This is a genomic window from Bradyrhizobium sp. USDA 4538 (assembly GCF_024171045.1).
Lineage (GTDB): Bacteria > Pseudomonadota > Alphaproteobacteria > Rhizobiales > Xanthobacteraceae > Bradyrhizobium > Bradyrhizobium australafricanum.
Genome location: NZ_JALJZE010000001.1, coordinates 5,234,584 through 5,249,336 on the forward strand (window position 1 = coordinate 5,234,584; position 14,753 = coordinate 5,249,336).

Annotated in this window: 13 protein-coding genes; 5 read left to right on the forward strand and 8 right to left on the reverse strand. The window is 65.3% G+C overall.

All coding sequences use genetic code 11. The features are described 5' to 3' along the window. Positions 1 to 17: 17 nt before the first annotated feature. The gene (locus tag J2R78_RS23670; protein WP_253607044.1) at positions 18 to 791 is read right to left on the reverse strand and encodes an SDR family oxidoreductase; all 774 of its coding nucleotides are present in this window, start codon (positions 789 to 791) and stop codon (positions 18 to 20) included. Positions 792 to 926: 135 nt separating this feature from the next. Here J2R78_RS23670 and J2R78_RS23675 point away from each other — a divergent pair, with 135 nt between their 5' ends. From J2R78_RS23675 to J2R78_RS23685, 3 genes are all read left to right on the forward strand, one after another. Next, positions 927 to 1,835, forward strand: a complete 909-nt coding sequence (locus J2R78_RS23675; protein ID WP_253607045.1) for a LysR family transcriptional regulator — start codon at positions 927 to 929, stop codon at positions 1,833 to 1,835. A gap of 63 nt (positions 1,836 to 1,898) precedes the next feature. Continuing rightward, on the forward strand, positions 1,899 to 2,522 hold the full coding sequence (locus J2R78_RS23680; protein ID WP_253607046.1) for a hypothetical protein: 624 nt from the start codon (positions 1,899 to 1,901) through the stop codon (positions 2,520 to 2,522). Positions 2,523 to 2,719: 197 nt separating this feature from the next. Continuing rightward, complete coding sequence (locus tag J2R78_RS23685) at positions 2,720 to 3,493, forward strand: SDR family NAD(P)-dependent oxidoreductase (protein ID WP_253607047.1); 774 nt, start codon at positions 2,720 to 2,722, stop codon at positions 3,491 to 3,493. 119 nt (positions 3,494 to 3,612) lie between these two features. Here the strand turns inward: J2R78_RS23685 and J2R78_RS23690 are convergent, their stop codons facing one another. From J2R78_RS23690 to J2R78_RS23715, 6 genes are all read right to left on the reverse strand, one after another. Next, positions 3,613 to 6,099 (reverse strand): TonB-dependent receptor domain-containing protein, encoded by a 2,487-nt coding sequence (locus J2R78_RS23690; protein ID WP_309145014.1) that lies wholly within the window; start codon positions 6,097 to 6,099, stop codon positions 3,613 to 3,615. Between the two features lie 325 nt (positions 6,100 to 6,424). Next, a complete protein-coding gene (locus J2R78_RS23695; RefSeq protein ID WP_253607048.1) occupies positions 6,425 to 7,099 on the reverse strand; it encodes an RraA family protein in 675 nt (224 codons plus the stop codon). A 191-nt stretch (positions 7,100 to 7,290) separates the two neighbouring features. Further along, on the reverse strand, positions 7,291 to 8,316 hold the full coding sequence (locus J2R78_RS23700) for an amidohydrolase family protein (protein WP_253607049.1): 1,026 nt from the start codon (positions 8,314 to 8,316) through the stop codon (positions 7,291 to 7,293). A gap of 22 nt (positions 8,317 to 8,338) precedes the next feature. After that, positions 8,339 to 9,667: an MFS transporter gene (locus J2R78_RS23705; protein WP_253607050.1), complete on the reverse strand. Its 1,329-nt coding sequence runs from the start codon at positions 9,665 to 9,667 to the stop codon at positions 8,339 to 8,341. A 29-nt stretch (positions 9,668 to 9,696) separates the two neighbouring features. Next, positions 9,697 to 11,028, reverse strand: coding sequence for an MFS transporter (locus J2R78_RS23710; RefSeq protein WP_253607051.1), 1,332 nt, complete (start codon positions 11,026 to 11,028; stop codon positions 9,697 to 9,699). Positions 11,029 to 11,076: 48 nt separating this feature from the next. Then, positions 11,077 to 12,063 carry an NAD(P)-dependent oxidoreductase gene (locus J2R78_RS23715; protein ID WP_253607052.1) on the reverse strand — a complete coding sequence of 329 codons (987 nt, stop codon included), beginning with the start codon at positions 12,061 to 12,063 and terminating at the stop codon, positions 11,077 to 11,079. Between the two features lie 186 nt (positions 12,064 to 12,249). Between J2R78_RS23715 and J2R78_RS23720 the strand changes: the two genes are divergently transcribed. Both J2R78_RS23720 and J2R78_RS23725 read left to right on the forward strand, forming a co-directional pair. Beyond that, on the forward strand, positions 12,250 to 13,185 hold the full coding sequence (locus tag J2R78_RS23720; RefSeq protein WP_253607053.1) for a LysR substrate-binding domain-containing protein: 936 nt from the start codon (positions 12,250 to 12,252) through the stop codon (positions 13,183 to 13,185). Between the two features lie 189 nt (positions 13,186 to 13,374). Beyond that, positions 13,375 to 13,725, forward strand: a complete 351-nt coding sequence (locus tag J2R78_RS23725) for a hypothetical protein (RefSeq protein WP_225158832.1) — start codon at positions 13,375 to 13,377, stop codon at positions 13,723 to 13,725. Between the two features lie 22 nt (positions 13,726 to 13,747). Here J2R78_RS23725 and J2R78_RS23730 read toward each other — a convergent pair whose 3' ends face one another. Further along, complete coding sequence (locus tag J2R78_RS23730; RefSeq protein WP_253607054.1) at positions 13,748 to 14,644, reverse strand: LysR family transcriptional regulator; 897 nt, start codon at positions 14,642 to 14,644, stop codon at positions 13,748 to 13,750. Positions 14,645 to 14,753: the final 109 nt, after the last annotated feature.

The following is a 14,753-nucleotide window of genomic DNA, read 5'->3' on the forward strand; positions in this document are numbered from 1 at the left end:
GCGACCGAGATCGCCCCTCACTTCGTGGTGTAGCCGCCGTTGACCAGGATGGTCTGGCCGGTCATCCACCAGCCGTCCGACACCAGCAGGCGGATCCACGGCACGATGTCCTTGATGTCGGTGAGCCCGTTCCTGGAGAAGCCCGACAGCGCCGCCGCCGATTTGTGGTAGGCGACCGCGTCCGCGCCTTCGGCCGGATAGAAGAACGGCGTGTCCATCGGACCCGGGCCGATCGCGGTGACCGAGATGCCGCGCGCGCCGAACTCCTTCGATGCCGCGCGGGTGAAATGCTCGACCGGCGCCTTGGTGCCGGCATAGGCCGCATAGAACGGCGTGTAGGCGCCGAGCAGCGACGTCACCAGCGTGCAGATCTTGCCGTTGTCGTTGACGTGGCGGCCGGCCTCCTTGAGGAAGAAGAACGCGGACTTGGCGTTGACCGCGCTCATCGCGTCATATTCGGCCTCCGAGATCTCGACCATCGGTTTCTTCAGCACCTTGCCGACGGTGTTGATCGCGATGTCGGGGCGGCCGATCGCGGCGACCGCGTCGGCGAACAGCTTCTCCATCGCGCCTACTGTTGTGAGATTGGCCTGGAAGGCGACCGCCTTGCTACCTGCGGCCTGCAGCGCCGCCACCGTCGCGTCGGCATCGGCCTTGGTGGCCGCGCTGTTGTAGTGGATCGCGATCGCCCTGGCGCCGTGGGCGGCGAGATCGCGCGCGATCAGGCCGCCGAGATTCTTGGCGCCGCCGGCGATGATGACGGTTTTGCCCTTGATGCTGTGGTCGGTCATGGCGTTCGCCTCTCCAGGTCTCGCGGCCGCGCCCTGCGGCCGCTTTCTGGAGACGACAATATCGTCTGGAATTTGCCGATAAAGCCATGCATCCTGATATCACTTGTCGGGAATGGCGAACAATCGGGGACGATTTTGGACCGCATCGACCTGTTCCGCATCTTCGCTCGCGTCGTCGAGTGCGCGAGTTTTACGCGGGCGGCCGATACGCTGGGCGTGCCGCGCTCGTCGGTCTCGTCAGCGGTCGCAGAACTGGAGCAGCGCGTCGGCGCGCGGCTGCTGCATCGCACGACGCGAAAGGTGTCGCCCACGCATGACGGCGCGGCGTTTTACGAACGAGCCTTGCGCGTCGTTGCCGATGTCGACGAGGCCGAGACCCTGTTTCGGCACGCCGCCGCCGAACCGTCCGGCAGGCTCAGGGTCGACGTGCCCGGGCGGATCGGCCGCCTGATCATCGCGCCGGCGTTGCCGGCTTTCCTTGATCGTTATCCGCAGATCAACATCGATCTCGGCGTCACCGATCGCGCTATCAACCTGATCGAGGATTCCGCCGATTGCGTCGTGCGCGTCGGCCCGCTCAGCGATTCCGGTCTGATCGCGCGGCCGCTCGGCAATCTGACGCTGATCAATGTCGCAAGCCCCGGATATCTCGCGTGCCACGGCACGCCGCGAACGCCCGACGATCTCGGCGCGCATTGGGCGGTCAACTACGCCTCGCCTTCCACCGGCCGCATCGAGGAATGGGAGTGGTGCGAGCAGGGCGCAACGCGCAGCATCGCGATGCGCGGCCGCGTCACCGTCAACAGCGCCGAGGCCTATATCGCCTGCTGCCTCGCCGGCCTCGGCCTGATCCAGATTCCCGCCTACGACGTGAAGCGGCACCTCGATGCCGGAGAGCTCGTCGAGCTGATGCCGCGGCACCGCGCCGCGCCGATGCCGATGACCTTGCTCTATCCGCACCGTCAGCATCTGTCGCGGCGGCTGCAGGTGTTTGCCGACTGGTTGACGGATTTGCTGAAGCAGAAGCTGCTCGCGGTGGAGTAGGGGCGCAGGCTGGCGTTCCCGGTCGTCGGGACGTATAATCTCGGTGCTCGTGACGGTAATCTGATGACCACTTTGGTAAGCAAACTCGGCCCCGCAATCGCAGTGTTGGCGCTGTGCCTGAGCGGCCAGCAGCAGGCCAATGCCCAAGCCGGCCCGGTGCGCTACTGGACGCCGGGCTCGCTGTTCGGCTTCGGCGGCAGTCTCGCCGACGGCCAGAAGGCAGATACCTACGGAAACTTTCCGAGCTTTGACGCCGCCGGCGCGCGAGGCGGCGATTTCTCGTATCTGAACGGCCGGCCCGACGGCTGGTTCGCCGGCAGCGAAGGCGGTCGCGTCGGCTGGAACGCGCTCGGCCAATCGGCGGCGTTCGGCTCGCTGGAATATCAGGGCGCGCAGTTCGGCTACAATTTCAGGGGTGTCGGTAATACGCCCGTGACCTTCTTCGCCGGCTTCGACACCCTGAAATACAATCCGCCCGGTGCCGGCGGGCCGCTGGCGCCGTTCAGCGGCAATCCCGGTGTCAACGCCGGCTATTCGGCGCGCGCGGGACTCGAGTTCCGGCCGACTTCGAATCTCAGCCTGTCCTTCGGCGCGAGCTTCACCCAGCAAGGGGCGGAGCGGATGGACAGCGACATTCATTCGCAGCTGCTGCCCGGCCAGTCTCCGGTCCTGTTCGGCGGGCGCTGAAGCGCGATGAGATTAGGCTGAATCGTTATCGCGCTTTAGCTCTTTGTTTGAGCATGATCTTTTCGGAAAACCGCTTCGCACTTTTCCGAATCATGCTTTAGCGCGTCAGCGCAAGACGGCAGCGCCGCGGTCCTGATTCAACCAAAACTTCAGAACCCAAGAAGGCTCGAAGTCACGGGCACAGTCAGGATCGAAACATGGACATGCAGGGCAAGATCGCACTCGTCACCGCCGCGGCATCCGGCGCGGGCCGCGCCGGGGCACGCATCCTCGCGCGCGAGGGCGCGGCGGTCGCGGTGGTCGACCAGAACGAGGCTGGCGCGAAGGCGGTGGTCGACGAGATCAAAAAGGGCGGCGGGCGCGCGCTGGCGCTGACCGGCGATCTGCGCGACGACGGCTTTGCGCGCGACATCGTCACGGCGACCGTGAAGGAATTTGGAGCGCTCGACTGCGTGTGGAATCACCTCGGCATTCCCGGTCCGTCCGTGATCGACGATCTGGAAGGCTGGGATCTCAGCGTCGATCTCAACCTGCGCTCGCAGCTGATCACCACCAACGCGGCGCTCGGCCAGATGACCGCACGGCGGCAGGGCAGCATCCTGTTCACTGCATCGACCTCGGGCCTGGTCGGCTCGCCGTGGAGTCCGACCTATTCGGCGGCCAAGGCCGGCGTGATCGGGCTGGCGCGCGCGCTCGCCAAGCGCCACGCCAAGGACGGCGTCCGCGTCAACGCGATCTGCCCCGGTGCGATCGACACGCCGATGCTGCGGGTGTTCGTCAACCGGCCGGACCAGCCGGGCCACAACGAGGCCGATCCAGAGGAGCTGATCAAGGCCGCGGTCACCCGCAATCCGATGGGCCGCGCCGCGCGTCCCGAGGAGATCGCGGAGGTCGCGGTGTTCCTGCTGTCGGACAAGGCGTCGTTCGTCACCGGCATCGCGATGCCGGTCGACGGCGGGACGGTGGCGTAGCGTCTTCCAGGAATTGCCCTAAAGCATGATCCGGAAAAGTGCGAAGCGGTTTTCCGAAAAGATCATGCTCAAACAAAGAGCTAAAGCGCGATGACGATTCAACCTAATCTCATCGCGCTTTAGAACTTCGCCCTGATGCCGGCATAGGCCGCGAGCGGCATGCCGGGCACGAAGGTGCGCGGATCGGTCAGCTGCGCCATCAGGTTGGGCGCAGCTCCGGCGCTGGCGAAGCCGCCGGTCTCGTAGAACGCGCCGCCGAGATAATAATGCTGGTTGAAGACGTTGTTGATCAGGCCGAACACCTCGATATTCGGCGTGATCTTGTAGGAGGTGTGCAGGTTCACGACCGCGTAGGCCGGGACCTTCTGGCTCTGGTTGGTGTCGTCGCCGATCAGCCATTGGCTGCCGACCACGTTGATGTCGGCGCCGACCTTCCATGCGTCGGTGGCGAGGTACTCGACACCTGCCTTGAAGCGGTGCGCCGGAATGCCCGGGATTTGGTCGCCCGGCTTGACGTTGATGAACCGGACGTCATCGTTGTTCGGGTCGGTCAGGGCGTTCGGGTTGTCGGGAGCCGGCAACGTGTTTGCGCTTCGATAGGTCGCGTCGATGAAGGTGTAGTTGGCATAGGCGTTCCAGCGATTGACGCGGTAGTCGAGCTTGGCTTCGATGCCCTGCCGCAGGGTCTGCCCCGCATTCTGGAAATAGCCGAAATTACCTGTGCCGATGGGGCTCTGCACCCGGATGATATCGTCGTCGGACAGAGTGTGGAACGCGCCGAGGCCCCAGCTCAGCATGCCGGTCCTAGCATCGTTGCCCCAGGTGCCGCGGAAGCCGGCCTCGATAGTGTGCGACACCACCTGCTTGAGCGGCGGATCGGACACCAGGAAGGAATCGATGACGCAGGGGCGGGCCGGATCGGAGCAGCCGAGCTCGAGCGGCGTCGGCGCGCGGTTGGCCTCTGAATAGCCGGCATAAACGGTGAGGTTCGGCGTGATCTTGTAGGTGCCGCCGATCACCGGGTTGAGGCGCTGGAATCGGTTGCTGCTGTTGAGCTGGTCATTTGTCCCGGTCTGGTCCTGCAGATCGATCTGGGCATAGTTGAATCGTCCACCAGCAGTGACCGAGAACCTGTTCGTCACGTCGAAGGTATCGGTGAGATATACGCCGGTGTAGGTGTTGGTTGCGCGCAGGTCGACCGGGGCGAGACCGGCATCGGGCTGGTTGATGAAGATGCCGGTGCCGGTCACGAACAGGTTGTTCGGATCGATGGTTCCGAGCTCGCTGGTCGCCGTGAATTTCGTGTTGCCGTGGTCGACACTGACGCCCATCACAACGTGGTTGTCGTGTCCGAACAGCTTGTCCGAGTTGGTCAGCTGGGCTGTGCCGCCGAAGCTGTTGGTCGCGGCCCGGTTGCGGTCGACTTCGCCAAGGAAGGCGTTGCCCAGCGTGTTCGGAACCGAGGGACCTCCCGCCGGACCGAAAATCGGCAGGTCGTCGCCGATGCACAAACTGTCTCCCGCGTCGCAGGCATGCACGTCGGTGCCGTTGCCGTCGACATGGGTCTGCCGGAAGCCGCGGAAATAGGCATTGCCCTGGAAGGACCAGGTATCCGAGAAATTATGGTTCAGCGTGGCGTTGACGAAGGCGAGCTGAAGCAGCGTCGTCTGCGGCCAGGTGTAGACGCTCGACCAGCGCTGATTAAGCATCTGCACCGGCGTCGCTGCGACGTTGCCGAGCAGGTTGCTGGCGCCGGTGAAATTGACATGAAATTCGGTGTCGTCGCTGCGTGCGCCAACGTCCACATACATGCGGTTGATGTGCGACGAATTGGCGTAGTCGCGCCAGCCGCGATCATACGCGGATTCGAACGCAGCGTAGGCGGAGATGTTGTCCCTCTGGCCGCCGGCCTGCACGCTGCCCTGCACGCGCCCGTAAGAGCCGCCGAACAGTTCAGCCTCGGAGCCCTGATAGGTGAAGCCGTTCTTCATCTGGATGCTCAGCGCGCCGCCGATCGCGTTGAGGCCGAACACCGGATTGTTGGGAAACAATGCGACGCTGTCGATGGCCTTTTCCGGGATGAAATCCCAGTTGACCACGTCGCCCCAGGATTCGTTGATGCGCACGCCGTTCTGATAGACCGCGATGCCCTGCGGCGTGCCCTGGACCGGCGAGGCGGTAAAGCCGCGGTAGTCGAGATTGCGCTGGAACGGATTGCCGGTCTGGTCGCCGAGCGTGACGCCGGGCAGCTTGCGGTTCACAGCATCGAGGAAGTTAGTCGAGTAGTTGTGGCTGAAATCCTGCGTCGTCATCACCGCGGTGTTGGACGGGACCTTGTCGCGATCAATCAGGGTGGAGTCGCGGTCGGAGGGGCTGGGTGCAGCGGTGCCGACATCGGGTCCCGCTGCCGGAGCAACAGGTCCGGTTCGGGTTCGCGCGGTTCGCGTGGTCCGAACCACCGGCCGTGCCGCCGGCCTTGCGCTGCGGGTGCCGGCCAGCGGTGTGGGCGCAATCACGTTGACGGGCGGCAGTTCGGTGGGGGCCGGATCGGCCGTCTGAGCATGCAGGACAGTCGATGGCAGTGCAGAGCCAATAACGGCCAGCACGGCCGCAGCGCCGTGCGTATAGACCGAAGAAGACAAAGACCGTGTTGCCGCACGCAACAACGCACCAGCCATGACGCCCACCCCTAAGCCGCGGTTCGGCTTGATCCCCAACGAACCTTGGCTCGGAGACTGCGGGAGCGGCGTGGCTTTGGCAAACAACATCAGTCCCGGAAGGCCGGGATTCTTTTCCAACTGTAATCGGGAAAAATTCCCGATTTTGATGGACGGGCACGTGAGCCCAATAGGGGCCGGATGATTCCGGCCGACTTGGCGCAAATTGCTGCCCAAAAGGTGGGCATCGCCGCCTTTTGGGACCGCCGATCGTCTAGTCCTTGAACTCGCAGCCGAGGCGCAGCAGGGCCTCGTCGACCCAGCGGCGGTCGCTGGTGCCGGCGAGGATTTGCTGGATGGCCTTTTCCTCGGTCGCCTTCTTGGCCTCGGTCAGCTTGCAGATCGCCTCGGCGTCGTCATAGGGCACGCAGAGCACGCCGTCGTCGTCGGCCACGACGAGATCGCCGGGCTCGACGATCATGCCGTCGATCGAGACGGCGCAGTTGATCTCGCCCGGGCCGTCCTTGTAGGGTCCGCGATGGGCGACGCCGGCGGCGAACACCGGGAATGATCCGGCGCGGATCGCGCCGGCATCGCGGATCGAGCCGTCGATCACGAAGCCCGCGACGCCCTTCTTCTCGGCCAGCGTCGACATGATCTCGCCGATGATGGCGTTGACCAGCACGCCGCCGGCATCGACCACGATGACGTCGCCGGGCTGGGCCAGGTCGATCGCCTTGTGGACCATCAGATTGTCGCCGGGCCGGGTCTTGACCGTCAGCGCCGGGCCGCCGAGCCAGCCGCCCGCGTGCATCGGCCGCAGCCGGTTGGTGCCCGCGATCCGTGACATCGAATCGCTGATATTGGCGACCGGCAGGGTGCGGTAGCGCGCGACGAGATCGGGCGACACTTTCCGCTTCGCCTTGTGAATAGCAAATCCTATGGCCATCGGTTTTCTCCGGTGTGTTGGGCGTGATTGTACGTTTGCAATCGGGACGACGGAAATATCTTGCTTGTAGGACCATCACCGTCATTGCGAGCGAAGCGAAGCAATCCATGCTTCCGCAGATGCGGAGCGATGGATTGCTTCGTCGCCGACGCTCCTCGCAATGACGGGGCCGTAAACATCGATCGCTTCGCTCAATGCGCGCGGCGGTCGAGATGGGCGTTGAGGCGAGGATAGACGCGGCGGGCATTGCCTTCAAAGATCTTGGCCTTGTCCGCCGCGCTCAGCGGCAGCGCGTCGATATAGCGCCGGGTGTCGTCGAAGTGATGACCGGTTTCAGGATCGATGCCGCGCACGGCGCCGACCATTTCCGACGCGAACAGGATGTTCTCGACGGGAATCACCCTGGTCAACAGCTCGATGCCGGGCAAGTGATAGACGCAGGTGTCGAAGAACACGTTCTTCAAGAGATGCTCCGACAGCGGCGGCAGCTTCATGTCCTGCGCCAGGCCGCGGTAGCGGCCCCAGTGATAGGGCACCGCGCCGCCGCCATGCGGGATGATGAACCGCAGGGTCGGGAAGCGCTTGAACAGGTCCGAGGTCAGGAACTGCATGAAGGCGGTGGTGTCGCCGTTGAGGTAATGCGCGCCGGTGCCGTGGAAGCAGGGATTGCAGGACGAGGAGACATGGACCATCGCCGGCACGTCGAGCTCGACCATCTTCTCATACAGCGGATACCACCATTCGTCGGTCAGCGGCGGATCGCACCAATAGCCGCCGGCGGGATCGGGGTTGAGATTGCAGCCGACGAAGCCGAGCTGCGTCACGCAGCGCTCCAGCTCCTCGATGCAGTTCGCGGGCTTGACGCCCGGGCTCTGCGGCAGCTGGCAGACGGGGACGAAGTTCTGCGGGAACAGCGTGCAGACCCGGTGCACGAGGTCGTTGCAGATCGTGGTCCATTCGCGGCTGGTCGCTTCCTTGCCGACGTGATGCGCCATGCCGGCCGCGCGCGGCGAGAAGATGGTGACGTCGGTGCCGCGCTCCCTTTGCAGGCGAAGCTGCGCGCCCTCGACGCTGGAGCGGATCTCGTCATCGGTGATGCCGAGATTGGTGGTGAGCGGCCGGCGCGACTTGTCGGCGAGGCCCGCGAGCTGCTTGTCGCGGAAGATCTGCAGCTTGGCCGGCTCGGTGGTGTAATGGCCGTGACAATCGATGATCATGGTTGCTTCCTTGGCAGGGGTGTCAGTGGGCGACGGATGACGGGATCGCGTCCGTCAATTCCGTCTCGCGCGGCTTGACGCGCATGGTGGCGGCGATGGCGGAGGCGACGAGCAGGAAGCCGGCGATCCCGACCAGCGCCCAGGAGAAGCTTCCGGTGGAGTCCTTGATCAGCCCGATGCACCACGGCCCGATCAGCCCGCCGAACTGCGCCAGCGTGTTGACCAGCGCGATCGAGGCGGCGCCGGCCGCGCCCGTCAGCAGCGAGGCATTGATGCTCCAGAACAGCGGGTTGCCGGCATTGAGGCTGAAGCCGACGATGCACAGGAACGCGAAGGCCAGCACCGGGCTCGCGACATAGGCGCTGCCGAGCATCGCGACCGCGGCCAGCAGATAGACCGCCGCGAGATGAAACTTGCGATCGCCGGTCTTGTCCGAGCTGCGACTGACCACGATGGTGCCGATGACGCCGAGCAGCGGCGGGATTGCCGAGAGGAAGCCGACCTGGATGTTGCTGAGATTGCCCATGCCCTTGATGATCTGCGGCAGCCACAGCAAGAGCCCGTAGATCCCGACCAGTGCGCAGCCGAACAGCGCCGCCAGCAGCCAGACCCGGATATCGAGCACGCATTCGATCAACCTGTGCTGCCCCTGTTGTTCAATCTCGGCCCGCTCGGCGGCGAGTTCGCCCTCCAGCCAGGCCGCCTGTTCCTTGGTGAGCCAGCTCGCCTTGGCCGGGCGGTCGGTGAGATAATAGAGCGTGAACAGGCCGAGCAGAATGGTCGGCACGCCCTCGGCAAGGAACATCCATTGCCAGCCGTGGAGACCGGCAGTGCCATCGAACCAGGTCATGATGCTGGTCGAGATCGGCCCGCCCAAAACCGCCGAGAACGAGCCGGCGATGATGTATCCCGCCACCGCGCGGGCGCGATAGCGCGCCGGGAACCAGTAGGTGAGGTAAAGCACCACGCCGGGCATGAAGCCGGCTTCCGCGACGCCGAGGCCGAACCGCATCACATAGAGGCTGAGCGGATCCCAGACGAAGGCGGTCAGCGCGGCGACGAGGCCCCAGGTGATCAGGATGCGCGCCAGCCAGATCCGGGCCCCGAGCCAGTGCAGCATCAGGTTGCTCGGCACCTCGAGCACCATGTAGCCGAGGAAGAAGATGCTGGCCGCGAAGCCGAAGATCGCGGGGCTGAGGCCGAGATCCTTGTTCATCGTCAGCCCGGCATAGCCGAGATTGATACGGTCGAGATAGTTGAAGAACATCATCACGAACAGGATCGGGATCAGCCGCCAATAAACGCGGTGGATGGTCTGCTGTTCGAGCTCGCTGACAGAAGATGCGGTCACTGAAATCCTCCCGTTCATTGCGATGGCGTTCATTGGGTCGCGACGCCATTTCGGATGTTGTTGGGCTGTCCGGTCTCTCGTTCGTGCGGCAGGCGTTCGGCCCCGTCCGGCGCGCCGCCCGCTGCCATTGTTCTGAGGTCGATGCCCTGCTGCTCGGGCAGCAGCAATGCCGCGCAGAAGGCGGCGGTGTAGCCGCAGATCGCGCAGATCGCCATTGCGTCGCCGAGATGCATTCGCGTCGAGAGAATGCCGACGGTCGCCGGCACGATCGAGCCGAGGCCGCGCCCTGCGCTCAGCGCAAAGCCGGCGCCGTTGGCGCGGATGCTGGTCGGAAACAGCTCGGCAAAGGTCGGCATCAGGCCGGAGGCGAGGCCGGCCTGCAGCGCGCCGAGGAAGAATCCGAGGATGATGGTGATGCCTTGGCCGATCGGCGCCTGGGTGTAGACGACGACGTTCAGTGCCTGGCAGACCAGGAACAGCATGAAACCCTTGCGGCGGCCGATGCGGTCGGCGATCAGGCCGAAGGCGATCGGTCCGACGAACGATCCGAAGATGTTGACTGCGAGATAGCCGGCGGTGTGCGTGACCGGCAGATGCAGCCCGGTTTGCAGATAGGTCGGCAGCCAGGTGATCATCACATAAGCCGCGCCGAGCGTGCCCGTGGTGAAGAAGGTCGCGACCAGCGTCTTGAACAGATGCTCGCCGGTGAAGATGGTCCAGAAGCTGTGCGTCGGCGAGGCGGCGCGCTGTGCCTTCTCCTCGACGAAGATCGTGGATTCCGGCACGAAGCGGCGGACGAAGAAGACCAGCAGCGCGGGGAGGATTCCGATCGCGAAGAACACGCGCCAGGCCATGTTCTGCGACAGCCAGCCGAAGATGACGGGAAACAGCGCCACCGACAGCGCATTGCCGACGGCGTATCCGCTCTGGATCGCGGCGGCGACGCGGCCGCGCATGCCGGCCGAAACCACTTCGGCGACCAGCACGGCACCGACCGCGGCCTCGCCGCCATAGCCCATGCCCTGGACGGCGCGTGCGACCAAGAGATACCAGAAGCCGTCGGCAAAGGCGGCGGCAAAGGTCGAGACCGCGACCAAGAGGATGGTGAATTGCAGCACGCGCACCCGGCCGAACCGGTCCGCGGCAATTCCGGCGACCCAGCCGCCCAGGGCGGTGCCGATCAACGAGCTGGAAGCCAGAATGCCGGCGTCAGGCCGCGACAGGCTCAGCGTTGCGATCAGCGCCGGCGTGACGAGCGCGTAGATCGTCGTGTCCATCGAATCGAGTGCAAGGCCGCCGAAGGCGGCGAAGAAGGTCTTGCGTTCGACGGCGGACAGCTTGGACAGCCACCCCAGATCCATGTTCGTTTCCTCTTGTTGCGGCCTCTTGCTGGGCCGTTTCTGCGAGATTTAAGGTGCGTCGAGTGCCGCCGGGTTCACCACATTCGCGCGATCGATGTCGCGTTGCGTGAGGACCGCGACAATGTTGCGCGCAGCCTCGACGCCGGTCCGCGTGATCGATGCGCCGGTTTGGGCTGCGATATGCGGCGTCACGATCAGGTTCGGTGCCTGCAGGATCGGCCTGTCCTTGGCCGGCGGCTCCTCCGCCAGCGTGTCGAGGCCGGCACCGGCGAGATGGCAGCTTCTCAGCGCCGCGCACAGCGCGTCCTCGTCGACCAGCGCGCCGCGCGCGGTGTTGATCAGGAGGGAGCCCGGCTTCATGGCGTTGAGCCGCCCGGCATCGATCATGCCGCGCGTCGCATCGGTCAGCGGTGCATGCAGGCTGACGATGTCGGAGACCGCGAGCAGCTCGGCGAGATCGGCGGCTTCGCGCGCCAGCGCCGGATCGACGCGGCCTCTGGTTCGGCCGAGCGCGACGACGCTCATGCCGAGCGCGGCCGCCGCGCGCGCGACGTGCCGGGCGATGCGGCCGAAGCCGACCAGGCCGATTGTGCGGCCGCGGATTTCGCGGCCGCGATAGGTGGCGCGGTCCCAGGCGCCGGAATGGGTTCGCGCGTTCAAGCTGACGACGTCGCGCCCGAGCGCGAGGATCAGCGCGATGGTGTGCTCGGCAACCGCAGGCGCATTCGCATCGCCCGCGACCATCACCAGCACGCGCCTGGCGGTTGCGGCATCGATATCGACGCTGTCGACGCCGGCGCCGTGCTTTGCGATCACGCGCAGGTGCGGATTGCCGGCGATGGTGGCGGCGGAGAACACCGGATTGCCGCGCATCAGGATCGCCTGCGTCGGCGCCCGCGCCATCTCGTGCGCGAGACGGTCGGGCGTGACGGCATCGCGCATCAGCACGACATCTGCACCGATCTCGCTGAGGACATTGACGGCAGCCGGCGCGAGGCTGTCGCCGGTGACGAGAACGCGAAACGGAACGGTCATCTTCTATCGTCCGCTGCGATATTGCATGGCTGACCCGCTGCGAGCGCCGCGCCGTCGTGCCTGAACCTGACGCATTTCGCGCGCTTCTCCCTTGGAGGACTGGTGATTTCGCGCGAAGATCGGGAAACGGCCCCGTGAGGTCAAATACCTTGTTGACCCCCGACTTATAGGGAATCGGAATAAGCGATGGATTACAGGCAGCTTCGTTACTTCATCGCGGTAGCCGAAGAGCTCAGCTTCAGCCGCGCCGCCAAACGCTTGCATGTCAGCCAGCCGCCGCTGAGCACGCAGATCAAGGCGATGGAGGAAGAACTCGGCACGCGCCTGTTGGCGCGCACGCGGCGCGCGGTGGAACTGACGCAGGCCGGGCAGTTGCTGCTGGAACATGCGCGGCGTGCGGTCAGCGAGCTTGATCTGGCGTCGGAGACGGTGCGCCGTGCGGCGCGCGGCGAGGCCGGGATGATCCGGGTCGGCTTCACCGGCTCGGTCCCGATGCTCGACATGTTCGCCGAGCTGTTCCGCAGCTTTCGCGCCAGCTATCCGCGGGTGAAGATCGAGCTCCGGCACATGTCGACGGCAACGCAGCTGCGCGCGCTTGCCGACGCCGAACTCGATGTCGCGATCATGCGCCCGCCGCTCGATTTCAGGCCGGCGGCCGATCTGCAGGTCCATCTGGTGTGGCGCGACCGGCTGATGGTGTTCCTGCCGCTGGATCATCCGCTGGCCGGCGCGAAGGGCGCGCTCGAGATGGCCAACCTTGCCGAGCATGAATTCGTCGGTATGGCCGAGAGCGGCTGCGGTGTCGGCGATCAGGCCGCGATGCTGTGCCGGCGGGCGGGCTTTGCCCCGCGTGTGGTGCAGGAGGCGCATGAATTGCGCACCGTGCTCAGCCTGGTCGCGGCCGGGATCGGGCTTTCGATCCTGCCGTCCTGCTACCAGCAGGCCGGCGTGATGAATGTGGTGGCGAAGCCGCTGGACACGCCGGATGCGGAGAGCCGCATGCTGGTGGCGATGCGCTCCAACGCTTCGCTGCTGCCGCGCCGGTTCGTCGAATGCGCGCTGCAGGCGGCGTCGCGCAGCGCACCGCCGCTCGTCCCCGAGGTCGCAGCAATGAGTCGTTGATCGTGCTTCACGCCCTATACTTTCGTCGACCGTAGTCTTCCGGCATCCCGTCTGGCCCTGCTCTTGCATCGTTCAATGTCAGGTGCTGGGGCGCGGATGTGTCGTGTTCTCGCCTGCGGCGGCAGCGTCGCAGACGAGCAGTCTGTGACGCGCGCCCGCAGCTGGATCGACACTTACGGAGACGACGACATGCACGCCATCACGCGTGCGGCACTGCTGCTCGGGACGATGTGGCTGACATCGCCGACCCTGGCGCGAGACGACGGCCGCTACGCCAATTCACCGCTGAAGCCTTGGTTCGAAAGCCTGCGCAGCGGCTATGGACAATGCTGCTCGGATGCCGACGGCTATGTGGTCGCCGATCCCGACTGGGAGTCGGATCACGGCCACTATCGCGTGCTCATCGACAATGAATGGGTTGTCGTGCCGAACGAGGCGGTGATCACCGAGCCGAACAAGGTCGGGCGCACCATGGTGTGGAAGCACTATATCGACGGCCACCCGCGCGTGCGCTGCTTCATGCCGGGCAGCATGACCTGAGGCGCATCGTCCGGGCTGCAACTCAGGCCGGCGGGACGAACACCCGGTTCGGGAATGCCTGCTCGACGACGTCGAGAAACGCGCGAACCTTTGCGCCGACCAGCCGTCGCGAGCTCTGCAGTGCCCAGATCTCGACCGGAGGTCTGGCATCTGTTCCCCAATAGGCAAGCCGACCCGCGGCAATGTCGTCATCGACCAGCAGCTTCGGCAGCAGGGCCGCGCCCGCGCCTGCGAGCACCGCATCGCGCATCATCAGCATCGATGAGAGACGCAGCATTGGCCGCGGCCTGAGCATCATCTCTTCGCGTTCATTCCGGATGCGCCAGACCATATCGGGCGGCGTCGGCGACATCAGAACGGCATCGACGGTGACGCCATCGGGATCGCGCGCGGCGGTCATCGGTCGTTGCTGATCGGGATGCGCCACGACCAGCAGCTCGTCGCTGAGGAAGCGGCGGCCGACCAGACGTTCATCCGGTGACGGGTTGATACGGATGACGAGGTCATAGCCGTCTTCCACCGGATCGACCAGGCGATCCTCGGCGACGATCTCGAGCTGGACGTCGGGATAGGCGCGCGCAAAGCGCGCACCGATCCGGCCGAACGCGACATGGGCGAGCAAGACCGGCGCGCTGACCCGCAAGCGGCCGCGCGGTGTCGATGCGCCGAGCACCACGGCTTCGCCGGCCTCGGCGATGTCGGACAATGGACCGCTGGTGCGCTCGTGCAGCGCGCGGCCCTCATCGGTCAATCGCAGGCTCTGCGAACCCCGCTCGATCAAGCGGACGCCGAGACTCTGTTCCAGTTCGGCGACGCGGCGGGACAGCGTGGCCTTGGCCCGTCCGGAAGCGCGGCTGGCGCGGCCGAGCCCGCCATGAGCGGCCACCAGATTGAAATCGGCGAGTGCCTGAAGGTCCATCGAACTGTTCCATATTCGAAACGATGTGTTCAGATAATGCCATCTCCAAAGGAAAATTGGAACAGATAGCTTCTCCGCAACGGCAGACGGTCTGCCCCAAAAGAGGAGT

What these genes read in the sequence shown, in the direction of transcription:
- J2R78_RS23670 (WP_253607044.1), bottom strand. Translation starts at nt 791, where the DNA reads ATGACCGACCACAGCATCAAGGGCAAAACCGTCATCATCGCCGGCGGC.
- J2R78_RS23680 (WP_253607046.1), top strand. Translation starts at nt 1,899, where the DNA reads ATGACCACTTTGGTAAGCAAACTCGGCCCCGCAATCGCAGTGTTGGCG.
- J2R78_RS23685 (WP_253607047.1), top strand. Translation starts at nt 2,720, where the DNA reads ATGGACATGCAGGGCAAGATCGCACTCGTCACCGCCGCGGCATCCGGC.
- J2R78_RS23695 (WP_253607048.1), bottom strand. Translation starts at nt 7,099, where the DNA reads ATGGCCATAGGATTTGCTATTCACAAGGCGAAGCGGAAAGTGTCGCCC.
- J2R78_RS23700 (WP_253607049.1), bottom strand. Translation starts at nt 8,316, where the DNA reads ATGATCATCGATTGTCACGGCCATTACACCACCGAGCCGGCCAAGCTG.
- J2R78_RS23710 (WP_253607051.1), bottom strand. Translation starts at nt 11,028, where the DNA reads ATGGATCTGGGGTGGCTGTCCAAGCTGTCCGCCGTCGAACGCAAGACC.
- J2R78_RS23715 (WP_253607052.1), bottom strand. Translation starts at nt 12,063, where the DNA reads ATGACCGTTCCGTTTCGCGTTCTCGTCACCGGCGACAGCCTCGCGCCG.
- J2R78_RS23720 (WP_253607053.1), top strand. Translation starts at nt 12,250, where the DNA reads ATGGATTACAGGCAGCTTCGTTACTTCATCGCGGTAGCCGAAGAGCTC.
- J2R78_RS23725 (WP_225158832.1), top strand. Translation starts at nt 13,375, where the DNA reads ATGCACGCCATCACGCGTGCGGCACTGCTGCTCGGGACGATGTGGCTG.
- J2R78_RS23730 (WP_253607054.1), bottom strand. Translation starts at nt 14,644, where the DNA reads ATGGACCTTCAGGCACTCGCCGATTTCAATCTGGTGGCCGCTCATGGC.